Annotated in this window: 14 protein-coding genes; 4 read left to right on the forward strand and 10 right to left on the reverse strand. The window is 67.2% G+C overall.

From position 1 onward, the window contains the following. A partial coding sequence (locus tag D472_RS0113900) for a hypothetical protein (RefSeq protein WP_026117677.1) occupies positions 1-823 on the reverse strand: 823 nt, incomplete at its 3' end. A 236-nt stretch (positions 824-1,059) separates the two neighbouring features. Between D472_RS0113900 and lepA the strand changes: the two genes are divergently transcribed. Next, positions 1,060-2,901, forward strand: coding sequence for a translation elongation factor 4 (gene lepA, locus D472_RS0113905; protein ID WP_017605095.1), 1,842 nt, complete (start codon positions 1,060-1,062; stop codon positions 2,899-2,901). Positions 2,902-3,268: 367 nt separating this feature from the next. Here the strand turns inward: lepA and D472_RS0113915 are convergent, their stop codons facing one another. The 5 genes from D472_RS0113915 to D472_RS0113935 form a co-directional block, all read right to left on the reverse strand. Beyond that, positions 3,269-4,171, reverse strand: a complete 903-nt coding sequence (locus tag D472_RS0113915; protein WP_017605097.1) for a sugar ABC transporter permease — start codon at positions 4,169-4,171, stop codon at positions 3,269-3,271. Next, positions 4,168-5,781: an ABC transporter permease subunit gene (locus D472_RS0113920; RefSeq protein ID WP_017605098.1), complete on the reverse strand. Its 1,614-nt coding sequence runs from the start codon at positions 5,779-5,781 to the stop codon at positions 4,168-4,170. The genes D472_RS0113915 and D472_RS0113920 overlap by 4 nt, the downstream gene beginning before the upstream one ends. A 2-nt stretch (positions 5,782-5,783) precedes the next feature. Further along, the gene (locus D472_RS0113925; protein ID WP_026117678.1) at positions 5,784-7,034 is read right to left on the reverse strand and encodes a sugar ABC transporter substrate-binding protein; all 1,251 of its coding nucleotides are present in this window, start codon (positions 7,032-7,034) and stop codon (positions 5,784-5,786) included. Between the two features lie 224 nt (positions 7,035-7,258). Then, positions 7,259-8,491 carry a sugar ABC transporter substrate-binding protein gene (locus D472_RS0113930; RefSeq protein WP_017605100.1) on the reverse strand — a complete coding sequence of 411 codons (1,233 nt, stop codon included), beginning with the start codon at positions 8,489-8,491 and terminating at the stop codon, positions 7,259-7,261. Positions 8,492-8,674: 183 nt separating this feature from the next. After that, positions 8,675-10,276, reverse strand: a complete 1,602-nt coding sequence (locus D472_RS0113935; protein ID WP_017605101.1) for a glycoside hydrolase family 13 protein — start codon at positions 10,274-10,276, stop codon at positions 8,675-8,677. A gap of 95 nt (positions 10,277-10,371) precedes the next feature. On the opposite strand from D472_RS0113935, the gene D472_RS0113940 reads away from it, so the two are divergent. Beyond that, positions 10,372-11,475: a LacI family DNA-binding transcriptional regulator gene (locus tag D472_RS0113940; RefSeq protein WP_017605102.1), complete on the forward strand. Its 1,104-nt coding sequence runs from the start codon at positions 10,372-10,374 to the stop codon at positions 11,473-11,475. Positions 11,476-11,562: 87 nt separating this feature from the next. Here the strand turns inward: D472_RS0113940 and D472_RS0113945 are convergent, their stop codons facing one another. Then, entirely contained in the window at positions 11,563-12,129 is a 567-nt protein-coding gene (locus D472_RS0113945; RefSeq protein WP_017605103.1) for a hypothetical protein, read from the reverse strand. 246 nt (positions 12,130-12,375) lie between these two features. On the opposite strand from D472_RS0113945, the gene hemW reads away from it, so the two are divergent. Beyond that, positions 12,376-13,608: a radical SAM family heme chaperone HemW gene (gene hemW / locus D472_RS0113950; protein WP_017605104.1), complete on the forward strand. Its 1,233-nt coding sequence runs from the start codon at positions 12,376-12,378 to the stop codon at positions 13,606-13,608. An 84-nt stretch (positions 13,609-13,692) separates the two neighbouring features. On the opposite strand, the gene D472_RS0113955 is transcribed toward hemW, so the two are convergent. The 3 genes from D472_RS0113955 to D472_RS0113970 form a co-directional block, all read right to left on the reverse strand. Continuing rightward, complete coding sequence (locus D472_RS0113955; protein ID WP_017605105.1) at positions 13,693-14,301, reverse strand: DUF4870 domain-containing protein; 609 nt, start codon at positions 14,299-14,301, stop codon at positions 13,693-13,695. A 32-nt stretch (positions 14,302-14,333) separates the two neighbouring features. After that, on the reverse strand, positions 14,334-14,663 hold the full coding sequence (locus D472_RS29525; RefSeq protein ID WP_026117680.1) for a DUF4870 domain-containing protein: 330 nt from the start codon (positions 14,661-14,663) through the stop codon (positions 14,334-14,336). Between the two features lie 497 nt (positions 14,664-15,160). Then, positions 15,161-16,000, reverse strand: a complete 840-nt coding sequence (locus D472_RS0113970) for a DUF3097 domain-containing protein (RefSeq protein WP_026117682.1) — start codon at positions 15,998-16,000, stop codon at positions 15,161-15,163. Positions 16,001-16,177: 177 nt separating this feature from the next. Here D472_RS0113970 and hrcA point away from each other — a divergent pair, with 177 nt between their 5' ends. Then, the gene (gene hrcA, locus D472_RS0113975) at positions 16,178-17,191 is read left to right on the forward strand and encodes a heat-inducible transcriptional repressor HrcA (protein WP_026117683.1); all 1,014 of its coding nucleotides are present in this window, start codon (positions 16,178-16,180) and stop codon (positions 17,189-17,191) included. The last annotated feature ends 4 nt before the right edge of the window (positions 17,192-17,195 follow it).

The raw sequence follows: 17,195 nt of genomic DNA on the forward strand, positions 1-17,195 counted from the left end.
TCTCGTTGTCCCGAACGGGACCCCACTCCGGGCCGTCGTAGGTGGGCACACCGAACCGCAGGATCAGGTCCTGACGGGAACCGATCGCCGCCACCGCCTCGCTCACCTGGCGCACCATGAAGCCCCCGTACATCCCCTCGGTGGGCATGTTCGCGTCCACACCTGGGAGCACGACCTCGTCCGCGTGCTCGGTCACCCGGTCCAGATACCCCTTGGACCAGTACTTCTCCTCCCCACCGGTGACGAAGGAGGCCACCCGGCCCCCGGGGATCAGCTCCACGTGCTGGGCCTGTACCGACAACACCGGATCCTCACCCAGCTCATCACGGACCATTTCCATCAGGGTGGGGATCGAGGGGTCGTTCACGGTCACCGGACGGATCTCCAGGTGCACCCCGGCGAAACCGTCCGCGCCGATCTCGGCGACCTCGGGCGCCAGCTTCTGGCGGGCCGGGGCGGGGAACCGGTCCCGCAGCAGAGACGACCCGGACTCCACGTGCCGGAGCCAGGCCAGGGGCCGCACCTGGGGATAGGCGGAGTCGAGCCACGACAACAGTTCATCGGTGCCCTCGACCCGGGCCACGGTCCCGTCCGTGGCCACGTCGCCCGTGTGAACGTACAGGGTGTTCACCGACCCGGTGTCCAAGAGCTCCGCCAGGGTCGTGGTGTCCTCCCACGAGCCCACCCAGGCCGCGTCCGCGTCCTGAGAGGCCGCCCGATCCTGTGGCGTGCCCGAGTACTGGAAACTCAACAGGGCGCCCGCGGCCACCACCAGCACCAAGACCGCGGCGACTCCGGCGACCAGTCGTCTCAAAAACCACATCACCCGCACGCCACCCGCTCTCGTCTCCAGCGGGCCCGGGCCCGCCGCCGGTTCGCATAACCTGGGATCGACATCCGCGAACCCGCGCCCATACTGCCCTACCCCGAGGGCGAATACCCGGTGAGGGCGGTGCCGGTGCCGTGGGATGATGAAGGATGCCGTGCGCCCGAGGCCATGGTGGGGCGGCGCCCCACCGGCGCGCACGAGATGGAACCAACCCTGTTGAACGGAGCACGGTGGCACAGCCGAACTGGACCGATCCCGCGCTGATTCGCAACTTCTGCATCATCGCGCACATCGACCATGGCAAGTCGACGCTGGCCGACCGGATGCTTCAGATCACCGGCGTCGTCGAGGACCGTCAGATGCGCGCCCAGTACCTGGACCGCATGGACATCGAGCGCGAGCGCGGCATCACCATCAAGTCGCAGGCGGTGCGCATCCCCTTCACCGCCTTGGACGACAAGACCTACACGCTCGATCTCATCGACACTCCCGGCCACGTCGACTTCACCTACGAGGTGTCGCGTTCGCTGGCCGCCTGCGAGGGCGCGATCCTGCTGGTCGACGCCGCGCAGGGGATCGAGGCACAGACCCTCGCCAATCTGTACATGGCGCTGGAGAACGATCTACAGATCATCCCGGTCCTCAACAAGATCGACCTTCCCGCGGCCCAGCCCGAGAAGTACGCCGAGGAGATCGCCGGGATCATCGGTTGTGAGCCCTCCGACGTGCTCAAGGTCAGCGCCAAGACCGGTGAGGGGGTCGAGGAGCTCCTCAACGAGATCGTCAACCAGATCCCGGCGCCGGTGGGTGACGCCGACGCCCCGGCCCGCGCGATGATCTTCGACTCGGTCTACGACACCTACCGTGGTGTGGTCACCTACGTACGGGTCATGGACGGCCGACTCAGTCCGCGTGAGCGCATCCAGATGATGTCCACCAAGGCCTCCCACGAGATCCTGGAGATCGGGGTCAGCGCGCCCGAACCCACCAAGTGCGACGGGTTGGGCGTCGGTGAGGTCGGCTACATCATCACCGGTGTGAAGGACGTGCGTCAGTCCAAGGTCGGTGACACCATCACCTCCCTGTCCCGGCCGGCCGAGCAGATGCTGGCCGGGTACCAAGAACCCAAGCCCATGGTGTTCTCGGGCCTGTACCCGATCGAGGGCACCGATTATCCGGTCCTGCGCGATGCCCTGGACAAACTCCAGCTCAACGACGCCGCCCTCAGCTTCGAGCCGGAGACCTCCGCCGCCTTGGGTTTCGGGTTCCGTTGTGGTTTCCTCGGCCTGCTCCACCTGGAGATCACCCGGGCCCGTTTGGAACGCGAGTTCAACCTCGACCTGATCTCCACCGCCCCCAACGTCATCTACCGGGTGGAGATGGAGGACGGGGCCGAGCACGTGGTGACCAACCCGAGCGAGTTTCCCGAGGGCAAGATCGACTCCATCTACGAGCCGATGGTCAAGGCCACCCTGCTCAGCCCTTCCGACCACATCGGTCAGATCATGGAACTGTGCCAGGACCGCCGTGGTGAGCTCCAGGGCATGGACTACCTGTCCGAGGACCGGGTGGAGATGCGCTACACCTTGCCCATGGCCGAGATCGTCTTCGACTTCTTCGACGCGCTCAAGTCCCGCACCAAGGGGTACGCCTCCCTGGACTACGAGCCCATCGGTGAGCAGAACGCCGACCTGGTCAAGGTCGACATCCTTCTTCAAGGTGAGGCCGTGGACGCCTTTTCCGCGATCGTCCACCGCGAGAAGGCCTACGCCTATGGCGTGGAGATGACCAAGAAGCTGCGCGAGCTCATTCCGCGGCAGCAGTTCGAGGTGCCCGTCCAGGCCGCGATCGGTGCCCGTGTCATCGCCCGCGAGAACATCCGAGCCATCCGCAAGGACGTGCTCGCCAAGTGCTACGGCGGTGACATCAGCCGTAAGCGCAAGCTGCTGGAGAAGCAGAAGGAGGGCAAGAAGCGGATGAAGATGGTCGGTCGGGTCGAGGTGCCCCAGGAGGCCTTCATCTCCGCCCTGTCCACCGATGGTGGCGGTTCCGAGGACAAGAAGAAGAAGTAATCGTGGCCGGCCGAGGCCGGCGGGCGATGAAGAAGGGGTGTTCCCAAGGCTGGGAACGCCCCTTTCCCTTGTGTCCTGTTCGTGCCATGGCGGTCGGGGTGGGCCTGCTACGGGGCGGCGTCCAGAACGACACCGGCGATCCCCTCCACGGCGCCCCACGGGTTTCGAGGAACAGGGCCTGACGGCGCCCGGACGCCTGAACCCGTGGTGCACCGAGCAGGATCCAACGGCGAAGGGCGGTGGGGCCTCACCCCACCGCCCTCGACCCGGTCCCGGACCAGACCCTGTCCTTGGCCCGTTCGGACCTCGCACCGTCACCTGTCGCGCGCGTCGGTCGGCACGAGCGTCGAGTCGACCGAGAACGCCCCTAACCCTTGACCGCTCCGGAGGTCAGGCCCTCACTGATGTAGCGCTGAAGGAACCAGAACACCGCCAGGGTGGGCAGGGACAGCATGATGGCGCCCACCGCGAACATTCCGAAGTTGGTGTTGCGCTGGGAATCCACGAGTTGGTACAGCCCCAGCCCCAAGGTCTGGGAGCCGCTGTCCCGCAGGAACACACTGGCCAGCAGGAACTCGTTGATGGTGTTGATGAACACCAGCAGGGCCACGATCGCCAGTACCGGGGTCACCAGCGGCAGCATGATCCGGACGAACACCTGGGCGTGCGTGGCACCATCCATCTGAGCCGACTCGTCCAGCTCCTTGGGCACCGTGTCGAAGAACCCCTTCATCAACCACGTGTTGATGCTGAGCGCTCCCCCCAGGTACACCAGCAGCAGACCCCAACGGGTGTCGAAACCGATCGCCGGGTAGAGCTCACCGATGTTGGAGAACATCAGGTAGATGGCCACGATCGCCAAGAACTGCGGGAACATCTGGATCACCAGTAGCCCGATCAGTCCCACGCGACGGCCCTTGAAGCGCATCCGGCTGAAGGCGTAGGCCGCCAACGCGGACAGCAGGACCGTCACCGTCGCGTTGGTGATCGCGAAGAACAGCGAGTTGGCGTACCAGGTGCCGAACGGGGTATTGCGGAACAGGTCCTGGGCGTTGCTCAGGCTCGCGCCGGTCGGCCACAGTTGGGAACTGCTCAGCGTACCCACCGGGTTGATCGCGGCCGAGACCACGAACAGCACCGGGAAGACCGCGAACGTGACGACCACCAGCATCACGGCGTGACGCCAGCCGAGCCGACCGGCCCACAGGGTGAACCGCTTGCCCGCGGTACGTCGGTACACGGGCCCGACGGCGACGTCGGGGGTGCTCATCGCTCCACCTCCTGCAGGGCCTTGGTCCGGCTCAGGCTGACCACCGACATCACCGAGACGATCAGGAAGATCATCACCGACAGCGCCGCCGCGTACCCGTACTGGGCGGTGGCCTCGCTGAACGCCAGCCGGTACGTGTAGGTGATGAGCAGGTCGGTGGCGCCACCCGCGGTGGTGCCCTCCGAGCCGAACGGCCCACCCCTGGTGATCAACCACACCGCGTTGAAGTTGTTGAAGTTGAAGGCGAACGTGGAGATGAGGATCGGGGTCATCGCGACCATCAGCAACGGCAACGTGACGTGCCGGAAGGCCTGCCAGGGGCCCGCCCCGTCCAGCTGCGCGGCCTGTCCCAGTTCGCGTGGGATGGCCTGTAGGGCCCCCGTGGCGACCAAGAACATGTACGGATAGCCCAACCAGACGTTGGCCAGGATCACCGCGATCCGCGCCGCCCACACGTCGCCCAGCCAGTCCACCTGCAACCCCAACATCCGGTTGAACAGGCCGAAGTCGGCGTTGAACATGTCCCGCCACAGCAGGTACATGGCCAACGAACTCATGGCGTAGGGCAGGACCACCAGGATTCGGTAGACCACCTTGCCGCGCATCTTCGGCACGTGCAGGGTCAGGGCCACGGCCAGGCCCACCACGAACACCAGGAAGGTGACCGAAGCGGCGAAGGCGATGTTCCACACCAGGGTGCCGAAGAAGGAGGACGCGAAGGTCGGGTTGAACAGGAACCGGAGGAAGTTGTCCAGCCCCACCCCGACCTGCCACCCCTGGGGGAGGCGCCGGTCGTCCTCGTCGTAGAAGGCGCCGCGCTCGTCGTCGGCGTGGTAGACGATCCCGGTCTCGGTGTCCTCGACGCAGTCGCACGTTTGGTCGTAGACCCGCACGGCGCTGCCCTCGAAGGCGCTGGACAGACCGCTGGAGCGGATACCGGCGCCATCGTCGGTGGGGACCGCGAACCGTTGCAGTTCGTCGCTGCGCGCGTTCACCTGGGTGGGGCTCAGGACCGTGTATCCGAGGGTGTCGGTGACCTTCCCCGACTCGTCCACCTGGGCGCCCACGAGGTCGGTCAATCCCTCCTCGGTGCCCGCGTAGGCGTTGCCCTCGGAATCGGTGAGCAAAAAGACCAGTTCACCGGTCTCGGGTTCGCCGTTGACGGCCACGGTGAGGGTGAATTCTCGGGAGTCGGCGTCGCGCACCACCGAGTAGGCCTCGATGGAGGCGATCGCCTGCTCCTTGGTTCCTCGGTGTCCGTCGCTCATGTTGGTGAGCGAGGTGCTCATCGTGTAGAGCACCGGGAAGATCTGGAAGGCCATCAGGAACAGCACACCCGGCACCAGGTACTTGGCCGGGACGGTGCGTTTGGAGAGGTAGACCCAGTAGACGAGAGCCACCACGGCCACGACCAGGACGATCCCCCACCACACGCCCGCCAGGTACAGCGGCAGGACCGCCCACACGCCCAGGGCGGTGAACAGGCCCAACAGGAGGATCTTGATGATCTGGCCGCCGAGTGGGCTCCCCGAGGACGGGCCGGGGCGTTTGCGGCCCGCGGGCGCCCCCTGGACAGGGGCGCCCGCGGTACCAGGGCGGTCGGCCGTCACCGTTACCGACCGATCCGCTCGGCGACGGTCTCGTGAGCGGTCTCCATGGCCTCACGGGGGTCCGCGCCACCGATGACCTGGGCCTGGGCCACGCCCAGTGGTTCCCAGGTCTCGCCCATCTCCGGGATGTTGGGCATCGGCATGCCGTTCTCACCGGTCTCGGCCATCACCGCGATGTTGGGGTCCTCGGCGGAGACGGCCTCCAGGGCCTCGGTCTGCACCGGGGTGCGCGGGTCGGCCTCGTACAGCGACTGGATGAAGTCGGAGTCGGTGACGTAGTTGACCACGAACTCCTCGGCCAAGGCGCTGTTGGCACTGCCCTCGGTCACGAAGAAGCCCTGGTAGCCGATGTAGGGGCTGGCGGGCTCCATTCCCTCGAAACCGGGGATGGCGCTGATCTCGTAGTCGATGTCGGATGCGTTGGCGTCACCGATGTTCCAGGGACCGGCGATGAAGAACGGTGCCTCACCGTCGAAGAACAGGGAGGCCTCGTTCTCCAGGTCGATGGAGCGGCGCAAGACCCCTTCGCCCTCTTCGCCGTACTCGGCGATCTTCTCCATGGCCTCGATGGTCTCGTCGGAGCCGATGCCCAGGTCCTCGGGGTCCCAGTCACCGTTCTCGTCCTGTCCGAACAGGTAGCCGCCGGCCGAGGTCATCAGGGCGTTCATCCGGTAGGGGTCGCCCTCTTGGCCGACCGCCATGGCCAGGACCTCACCGGCTTCACCCTCGTCCTTGAGATCGGTGCCGATCTCGACGAGTTCCTCGAAGGTCTCCGGAGCGTCCGGAGCCATCTCGGTGTTACGCATGAGGAAGATGTTCTCCTGCGTGTACGGGACGCCCAGGAGCTGACCCTCCAGGGTCATGGCCTCCAGGGCGGTCTCGTCGAGCGCGGCCTCCCGGTCGGTGGGCAGCTCGACCGGCTGGACCGTGCCGTTGCGCATGAGGTTGCCGGTCCAGTCGTGGGCACCGATGAAGATGTCGGGTGCGTTGCCCGCCTGGTGGGCGTTGACCACGTCGCCCTGGATGTCGTCGAAGGAGACGTTCTGGACGTCGACCTCGATGCCGTTGGCTTCGGCGAACTCGGCGGCGGCGCTCTGGATGGCGTCGGCGCGCTCGGGGTCGGACCAGATGACCAAGGTGCCTTCGGCGGAGCCCTCGGCACCGCCGTCGCCATCTCCGTCGCTGCCACACGCGGTCGCCATCAGGGCGATCGCGGCGATACCGGCGATCGCTGACGCGCTTCGGGATCTCATGGTGTCTTCCTTCCGGGAGGACTGTAGAAGGTCCTGCATGCGGTTCACCGGAGGGTCCGGGTCCGTTGCGGGCATGCTTGATGATGTGACGTTAGCAATAACTTGCAATACATGAAAGTCTTTGCAAAGGCTGTGGATAAAGATGTGGAAACACCCTGGAAACAGGCGGGTGATGATTCACTCCACGTGCGCGTCTGCTTGCGCACGGTGGGAGAGCGGCGTCCTCAGGAGGCGAAACCCTCCAGGATCAAACGCTCGGCCTCGGTCAGCGCCTCCGCCGGATCGGCACCACCGATGATGTCCGCCGTGGCCTGCGAGAACGGACTCCACACGGCCTCCATCTCCGGAATCGCCGGCATGGGCAGACCACCCTCCCCGGCCTTCTGGAAGGCCTCCAGATGCGGGTCTTGGCCCGAGACCATCTCCAATGCCTCGTCCAAGGCGGGCACGCGCGGGTCGGCCTCGTACAGGATGACCGACAGCTCGGGGTCGGCGAGGAAGGACTGCGCCAGGTCCCGCGCCAACTCCGGGTCACCGGCCCCCGAGGCCACGAAGAACGCCTGCACACCGATCAACGAACGGGCCGGGCCCGCCTCGGCGAAGCCCGGTACCGGGTCCACTTCGAAGGCGACATCGTTCTCCTTCACCGTAGAGACGCTCCACGGGCCACTGACCAGGAACGGAGCCGCCCCCGAGGCGAACAGGTCGGTGGCGTTGGTGGAATCGGTGTCACGGTCGAGTACCCCCGAACCGTTCTCTCCGAGTGAGGCCAACCGTTCGAAGGCGGCGATCGACTCCGGGGCGGCCACCCCCAGATCGGTGGGGTCGGGGTCTCCCGCCTCGTCCTGTCCGAACAGGTAACCGCCGGCCGAGGTGAAGAACGGGTGGATGTGGTAGGCGTCGCCCTCCGTACCGACCTGCAGACTCAGGGCCTGGTCGACCGCTCCGGCCTCCACCAGGTCCTCACCGGCCTCCACCATCTCCTCGATCGAGGTCGGTGCCTGCGGAACCAGGTCCGTGTTGCGGAACAACCCCAGGTTCTCGGTGGCGTAGGGCACCCCGTACACGTCACCGTTGAAGCTGACCGCCTCCAGCGCACCCGGTGAGAACAGGTCGCTGTGGGAGGAGTCCAGTCCCACTGGAACGATCGCCTCGGCGGCGGCGAGTTCGCCGGTCCAGTCGTGAGGGCCCACCAGCAGGTCCGGGCCCAGGCCGGTGGCGTGCGAACTCAGGAAGCTGGCGCGCAGTTCCTCGTGCTCGACCACGATCACCTCCACCTGCTGGTTGACGTCGCGGGCGAAGGCCTCCGCGAAGGTGCGCATGGCCCGTGCTCGGTCCTCATCGGCCCAGATCGTCAGCGGGATGGACGAGTAGTCATCGGTCTCGTCCGCGCCCGAACACGCGACCAGGGTCAGGGCCAGCGTGCCGGCGCACAGGGAAAGGAGGGGAGTCCTCAAAGTGTGCTCCAAAGGTGACAGCGGGGCCCGTGGGGAAGACGGGCGGGGAGTACCCCGCACGAAGGGGAAACGAGGGTCGGCCCCGCAGGAAGAACGCAGGGCCACACCGTGGAAAGGGAAGGGGGAGGGTGCCGGGCGGTCACGAGGGAGACCTCGATCGCCCGACACCGTGTCAGAAGTGCCTCATACGCGCAGCCAGGTCGCGCTCTCGGCGGGAAGCGTCAACGTGCCGTCGGTGACCTCGACGCCCGGGCCGCTGGAGACCAGCACCTCACCGGAGGCGGCGAGCTCCACCGGGGTCTCGGTCATGTTCACCGCCACCCGCACGTTCGGCTCACGCTCGAAGTACAGGACCCCTTCGGGTGAGTCCAGCCAGGTCATGGAGCCGTCGCCCAGGGCGTCCAGCTCTCGACGCAGCCGCAGAGCCGTGGTGTACAACTCCAGGGTGGAACCCTCCACACCCCGCTGGGCGGCACGGGAGAGCCCGGCCCACTTCTCGGGGACCGGCAGCCACGGCTTGGTGCCCTCGGGTCCGAACCCGTACGGAGCGACCTCGCCCTCCCACGGGAGCGGGACCCGGCAGCCGTCCCGGCCACGGTCGGTGTGGCCCGAACGCTCCCAGTTGGGGTCCTGCAGGGCCTCCTCCGGCAGGTCGGTGACCTCGGGAAGACCCAGCTCCTCGCCCTGGTACAGGTACACCGAACCGGGCAGTGCCAGCATGAGCAGCGTGGCCGCACGCGCCCGACGCAGCCCCTGCTCACCATCACCGAAGCGGGTCACGTGCCGGACGACGTCGTGGTTGGACAGCACCCACGTGGTGGTCGCGCCCACGGCACCGTTGGAGGCCAGGGAGCGGTCGATGACCTCGCGTAGGCGCGCGGCGTCCCAGGGCGCGGTCAGGTACTCGAAGTTGAACGCCTGGTGCAGTTCGTCCGGACGCAGGTAGCGCGCGATCCGATCGGCGTCCTCCACCCATGCCTCCGCCACCAAGGCGCGATCGCCCTCGTAGGAGGAGGCGATCCGCGACCAGCGACGGTAGATCTCGTGCACCCCGTCCTGGTCGAAGTAGGGCAGGGAGGTGCTGCCGTCGAGCATGTCGGCCTTGGCGTCGGGATCGATGTCGGGCAGGGCCGGGTCCTTGACCATGCCGTGCGCGACGTCGATCCGGAAGCCGTCCACCCCACGGTCCAGCCAGAAACGCAGCACGTCGTCGAACTCGTCGTGTACCTCTTGGTGGGACCAGTCGAAGTCGGGCTGGCCGGGGTCGAACAGGTGCAGGTACCACTGCTCGGGGGTGCCATCGGGGCGGGTGAGGCGGGTCCAGGCCGGACCGCCGAAGATCGACTTCCAGTTGTTGGGCGGCTCCTCGCCGTTGGGGCCCTTGCCGTCCCGGAAGATGTAGCGCGCACGCGCCGGGTCGCCCGGTTCGGCGGCCACGGCCTCACGGAACCACGCGTGCTCGGAGGAGGAGTGGTTGGGGACCACGTCGATGATCATCCGGATGCCCTGCTCGTGGGCGTCCTTGAGCAGGGCGTCGAAGTCGTCGAGGGTGCCGAAACGCGGGTCCACGTCGCGGTAGTCGGCGACGTCGTAACCGCCATCGGCCAAGGGAGAGACGTAGAACGGAGTCAACCAGATCGCGTCGACGCCCAGTTCGACGAGATGGGGCAGACGTTCGCGGATGCCCGCCAGGTCGCCCTCCCCGTCACCGTTGGAATCGGCGAAGCTGCGCACGTAGATCTGGTAGATGGCGGCCTCACGCCACCAACGCGCCTCATGCTGCATCAGCGAGGTCCTTCCCGGTTGTTACTGCAAGTTCTTGCGCAAGATTACCGTCAACTTTCTATTATGTGACTACGATCTCGACTAGAGTTGCCTCCATGGGTCCACGACTTGCCGACATCGCACGGCACGCAGGCGTCAGCGAGGCCACCGTCTCGCGGGTGCTCAATGACAAGCCCGGTGTCGGCGGCGACACCCGTAAGGCCGTTCTGACCGCCCTCGACGTACTCGGTTACGAGCGTCCCGCCCGGTTACGGCAACGTTCCGCCGGTCTGGTCGGCATGGTCATCCCCGAACTCGACAACCCCGTCTTCCCGATGTTCGCCCAGGCGGCCGAGGGCGCGCTCGCCCAACGCGGTTACACCCCGGTGCTGTGCACCCAGACCCCCGGGGGGATAACGGAGGACGAGTACGTCGAGCTCCTGTTGGAACGCAACGTCTCCGGGATCCTGTTCGTCTCGGGTAGACACGCCGACACCACGGCCTCCCACGAGCGCTACCACGCCCTCGTCTCCCGGCGGCTGCCGATCGTTCTGGTGAACGGGTACTCGGACGCCATCCCCGCGGCCTTCATCTCCGCCGACGATCGAGAGGCCGGACGCCTGGCCGTCAACCACCTGGCCGCCCTGGGACACACCCGCATCGGTTTCACCAGCGGTCCCGAGCGCTACGTGCCGGTCCGCCGCAAGTTGGAGGGGTACCACCAGGCCCTGGCCGAACACGGACTGGACGGTGACGGCCTCGTCGAACTCTCCCTGTTCGGGGTCGAGGGCGGGCACGCCGCCGCGCTCCGCCTCATCGAACGCGGTGTCACCGCCATGGTGTGCGGATCCGACATCATGGCCTTGGGCGCCATCCGCGCCGCCCGCCAACGTGGTCTGCGCGTCCCCCAGGACTTCTCCGTGGTGGGTTACGACGATTCCCAGCTCATCGCCTTCACCGATCCGCCCCTGACCACCGTGCGCCAGCCGATCAACGCCATGGCCATGGCGGCCGCGCGTGCTCTGTGCGATGAGATCGCCGGGCACCCCGTCTCACACGCCGAATACGTCTTCGATCCCGAACTGGTCGTGCGTGGCTCCACCACCACCGCGCCGCCCTCCTCCTCCCGCATCGTTGCCGAACCCGCGGGCCACGAGACCAGGCTCACCGCGCGCCCCCACCCGACCCGCGACCCCGAAGGCGTGGTCCAGGGAGGCTGAGCCCCTCACGGACATGGACTCCGGCGGGAGCCCCGGACACGAAGAAGGGGTGCGTGTCGCGCACACGCACCCCTGGGCCCCCGACACTCACCGCAGGAGCGGGGCCCTTCGGACCAGGACGGTGGAGCCCCACCACCGTCCGAGACCGAGTGTGTCGGCCGACCGCACCAGGGCCAAGCCGACCAGCACCAGCGCGTAGACGATGTGGTCGTCCATGAAGGGATTGTTGTCCAAGGGCAGCACCGCCGCCCACATCAGGATCATCATCGATGCGCCCGAGGCCGCCGCGATCCGCTCACCGATTCCCAGCATCAGAGCCGCGCCGATGCCCAACAGACCCATCATGAACAGTGGGTCCACCCAGAAGGTCCCGGCGATCGAGTTGAACGCTCCGGCGAAGGGACCGCTCACCGCGTGGGTGAGGAAACCCTCGGTGGGGCTACCACCGTTGACCCAGGCCGCCTCGGCGGGGGTGGCGAACCCCAGTCCCAACAGCTTGTCGAAGAACGCCCAAAGGAAGATCCAACCGAGCGAGATCCGGGTGAGGGCGAAGACGTGACGGGCCGCGGGGGAGCCGATCGGCGGGGGGCNTGGTCGGGGGGATGGTCTTGTGGTGGGACATCGTGTGCCCTCTCGCCGGTCTGGTCGTGTCACCTCCCAGACAACCCTTCGTGAAAGCCTTGGACAAGGCCTTGTGGTAGCGCTCCCAAAGGACGAAGGGCCCATCCAGGGGGGAGGTTCGGAGAAAGCCCGGCTCACCGAAGTGGGCCACCCTTCCCACCGCCGCCGACGTGTCTGATGTCTCGGAGGCGAGAGCCCTTTGCCACAAAGAGTCCCCGCCCTCACCTGGCCGGTGTCCTCGAGGCCGGTCCACCCCATCGGGTCGGTGACACTGGAGGCATGCCTTCCGTAGCCCTTGACGGTGAACCCGTACCCCGGACCGGGGAACTTCCCGCGCATTCCCTCGCCGAACTCGGCGACCGCCCGCTCGGGTTCTACGTTCACGTGCCCTTCTGTGTCACCCGCTGCGGCTATTGCGACTTCAACACCTACACCGCCGACGAACTGGTCTCGCGCGATGGCACCGCCACCGCTTCCCGCCAGACCTACGCCGAACAGGCCATCGCCGAGGTGGAGTTGGCCGACCGCGTCCTGTCCGGTGATCGGCCCCCGGTCGGCACGGTGTTCGTCGGTGGTGGCACCCCCACCCTGCTCTCCGCAGAGGACCTGGGGAGCGTCGTGGCCGCGATCGGTGCCCGCTTCGGGTTCACCCCCGACGTCGAGATCACCACCGAGGCCAACCCGGAGACGGTCACCCCCGACTACCTGCGCCGGCTGCGCGGGGCGGGGTTCACCCGGGTCTCCTTCGGTATGCAGAGCGCCCGTCCGCACGTTCTGCGTGTCCTGGAACGTGGCCACACCCCTGGTCGCCCCGAACGGTGCGTCGCCTGGGCACGCGAGGCGGGGTTCGATCACGTCAACCTCGATCTGATCTACGGCACGCCGGGTGAGAGCGATGACGACTGGGCCGCATCCTTGGCGGCCGCGATCGGTGCGGGCCCCGACCACGTCTCGGCCTACTCGCTCATCGTCGAGGAGGGCACTCGTCTGGCCGCTCGGGTCCGTCGCGGCGAACTCACCGAACCCGACGACGACGCCATGGCCGATCGCTACCTCATGGCCGACGAGGCCTTGGCCGCCGCAGGGTTCACGCCCTATGAGGTCTCCAACTGGGCGCGTGGGGCCCAGGGGCGCAGCGCCCACAACATGCTCTACTGGACCGGAGGCCACTGGTGGGGCGTGGGACCCGGCGCGCACAGCCACGTGGGCGGTACCCGTTGGTGGAACGTCAAGCACCCCGCCGCCTACGCCGCGCGGTTGAGTGCTCGCCAGGCCCCGGCCCAGGCCCGAGAGGTCCTCACCGAGGCCGAACGTCGCTTCGAACGCGTCCTGCTCGAATTGCGGGTGGAACGCGGATGCCCCCTGAACCTGCTGGACGAATCCGGTCTGCTCGCGGCCCAACGCCTGGTGCGGGAAGGGTTGCTGGACGCCGACGCCCACGCCCGGGGGCACGCGGCCCTGACCCGACGAGGCCGCCTGCTCGCCGACGCCGTCGTTCGTGACCTCACCTGAACCGACCGGCTCCAGACTCCCGGAGACGGAAGGAGGGGCCCGGCGGCTGGGCTGAGCCGGACCCCTCCTCCTACGTTTCGAGGGTTACTTGACCCAACTGACGTTGAACGGGTAGCGGTACCACTCACCCCGGTTGGCGGCCACACCGGCCAGGATGGCGAAGACCAGTGCGCCCACCCAGATGATCATCTGTAGGAAGGCGCCGATGATGATGATGTACAGAATGACCGAGACGACGTAACCGATCGCCACCAGGATCTGGAAGTTCAGCGCTTGGGCGGCCTGGTCACGAACGAACGGCGACTCGTCCTTCTTGATCAGGAAGAAGATCAGCGGTCCGATGAAGCCGAGCACGATGCCGCTCAGATGGGTGAGCAGGGCCATCGTCCGCTCGTCCTGGTTGGGCTGGCCCGTGGTGGCGGAAGAGGGCTGCGGACCGTAACCGGGCTGCGGGCCGTAACCGGGGTGGGGGACGTATCCGCCCTGCTGAGGAGGCGGGTAACCACCGGACTGGTGACCGGACGGGTCATAGGGCTGCCCGCCCGGCTGCTGGTAGCCCTGTTGCGGGTCGCCAGGGCCGGGAGGAGGTGTCGGGTGGCCGCCGGACTGGTCCGGTGCCGGGTGGCCGCCGGAGGGTCCCTGACCCTGCTGACCGTAAGGGTCTTCGGGGGAAGGGCCGTTGGGATAGGACATGACGGGTCTTCCTTGATCTTCAGGATTCGATTCTACTTCAGGAGCCGGATACTGACCGGGTAGCGATACCACGCCCCCTTGTTCGCTCCGGACGCTCCTAGGACGCCCAAGACGATGGAAACGATCCATGTCAAAGCGATGAACAATGAACCGATCCAGGTCAGGTCCCCGAAAAAGACCCCTAGGCCGACGAACAGGGCGCCGGCGAACACGTAGGGGATCAGCAGGGTGAGCTGGAAGTTCGCGGCCTCGGCGGAGTGGTATCGGACGAATTGTGACTTGTTGCGTTTAGCGAAGTATATGGCCAGGGGCGGGATCCAGCCCAGGAAAGCGATCATGAATCCGGCCAGGTGCGCCGACATCGCGACCAGGACGTCCCCGTCGTCACCTTGGGCGGAGGACCGTCCCGGACGGACACCTGGCGGTTGTTCGTGGAAGGGCTGCTGTGCGCCCTGGAGGTGGGACGGCTGCTCGAAGGCCGGCTGCGCGGGAGGCGCGAACTTCGGTGGCCCCTGTCGCCACCGGCCCTGTCGGGCACCCGAGGGCTGCCCGTAGGGCTGCTGTGGGGCCTGTGGGTCGTACTGCTGTCCGTAACCGGGATGGCCATCCGATGGTGGTCGGAGCGTCGGAGGCCGCTGTGGGTACTGCTGGGGCGCCTGGGAGCCCGAGGGCTGTCCCCGGCCGGGTCGAGCACCGGGATGGGGCTGGGGAACCGGCGCCTGCCGTCCGGAGTCCTCGGGGCCCCGTGGCTCTTCCGGAAGCGGCTGGTTCGGCGTCTGGCTCAAGCTCTTCCTCGGTTCCGCTCGTGGGGACGCTGATCGAACACGTGAGACCGATGGGGCCGGCGATACGGCGGCATCTAGTCTTCCAAGGGATGAGGACCCGTGACGAAGTCGATGAGTTCCTCGACGCGTCCCAACAACGACGGCTCCAGGTCACCGTAACCACGGACCGAACCAAGGATGCGCCGCCAGGCCTCACCGGTCTCCATCCGCCAGCCCAGGGCCGCCACGACGCCCTCCTTCCACGGCCGCCCGCGCGGAACCTCCGGCCAGGAACGAATGCCCACCGCCTTCGGCCGCACGGCCTGCCACACGTCCACGTACGGATGCCCGACCACGAGCACGTCCTCGCCCCGCACCCGCTTCGCGATCCGACTCTCCTTGGAACCCGGCACCAGATGATCGACCAGGACCCCCAACCGGCGTCCCGGTCCGGGCGAGAACTCCTCGACCACCGACGGTAGGTCGTCCACGCCCTCCAGGAACTCGACCGCCACACCCTCCACACGCAGATCGTGGCCCCACACCTTCTCCACGAGTTCGGCGTCGTGCGCGCCCTCGACGTAGATGCGGCTCTCCCGAGCGGTGCGCGCCCGGGCATCGGTCACCGCGATCGACCCCGAGGCGCTGCGCAACGGTCCCTTGGGCGCACTCGTTCCACGCACCAGAGTCACCGGTTCTCCGTCCACCAGGAACGCGGCCGGGCCCAGGTCGAACACCCGCCGGCGCCCGTGCCGGTCCTCCAGGGTCACCGTGGCCTTGTCCCAGGCCACCACGGCCCCGCAGAACGACTCCTCGGCGTCCTCCACGACCAACTCTGGACCGAGGGGTATCTCGCGGACGGTCACCTTCTCGAACCGTCGCCGGTCCTTCGCCAGAACGTCGCGGCCGTAACGGCCGTTTCCCTTGGTAGCCACGGTGGTGCAGTGTACTGGTGGAGGGCCCGTGATCCCGGTGACCGGGTGGCGCACGTCGCCTGTTCGCGAGGAAGAAGATTCTCGCGTCCCCGTGTTACTACCGACGGGTAGACGTCCGGGTTTGCGGTCGGGCATAGAATTAGCACCGAAGACCACGGAGTGCCAGGAGGTGGCGAGTTGCTGGACGAGCGCAAGCTCGCGGTCCTGCGTGCCGTCGTCGAGGACTTCGTCAACACCAACGAACCCGTGGGTTCCAGGGCGTTGGCCGATCGGCACCCGCTCGGTGTCTCCCCGGCGACCATCCGCAATGACATGGTCGCGCTGGAGGAAGAGGGCTACATCGCCCAGCCGCACACCAGCGCGGGACGGGTACCCACCGACAAGGGGTACCGCTTGTTCGTGGACCGGCTCTCCTCGGTCAAGCCCCTTTCGGCGGCCGAGCGACGCGCCATCGAGTCCTTCCTCGGAGGGGCCGTCGACCTCGACGAGATCGTCGCCCGCACGGTGCGGCTGCTCGCGCAGCTCACCCGCCAGGTCGCGATCGTCCAGTACCCGTCGCTGACCCGGTCCTCGGTGCAGCACGTGGAACTCGTACCTCTTGGCGGCCGGCGCATCATGATGGTGGTCATCACCAACACCGGGCGGGTCGAACAGCGCGTCATCGACGGGCTGGGCGACGTTAGCGAGAGCGTGGTCGACGACCTGCGCGCCATGCTCAACCGCGCGATCTCCGGAAAGCACCTCGGCGAGGTGCCGGACGCGGTGGAGGACCTGCCCGCGCAGGTCCCCCCGGAGGACCGGCCCGTGGCGGCCGCCGTCCTCTCGGTCCTGTTGGAGAGCCTCGTCGAACGGCATGAGGAGAAGATCGTCCTGGCGGGCACCGCCAACCTCGCCGCCGTCGACTTCGCGGCGAGTCTGCGAGACGTGCTCGAAGCATTGGAAGAGAACATGGTCCTCATCCGTTTGTTGGGTGAGGCGAAGGACCCCTCGATGCTCACCGTGCGCATCGGCACGGAGAACTTCCACGAGGGGCTTCGGTCCACTTCCATCGTGTCGGCCGACTACGGTGTGGGAAACCAGTCGCTGGCCAAGATCGGTGTGGTGGGACCCACCCGGATGGACTACCCGGGGACAATGGGCGCCGTCCGTGCGGTGGCTCGGTATGTCGGACAGATTTTGGCAGGACAGTAACTCA

The organism is Nocardiopsis alkaliphila YIM 80379, assembly GCF_000341005.1.
Taxonomy (GTDB): domain Bacteria; phylum Actinomycetota; class Actinomycetes; order Streptosporangiales; family Streptosporangiaceae; genus Nocardiopsis; species Nocardiopsis alkaliphila.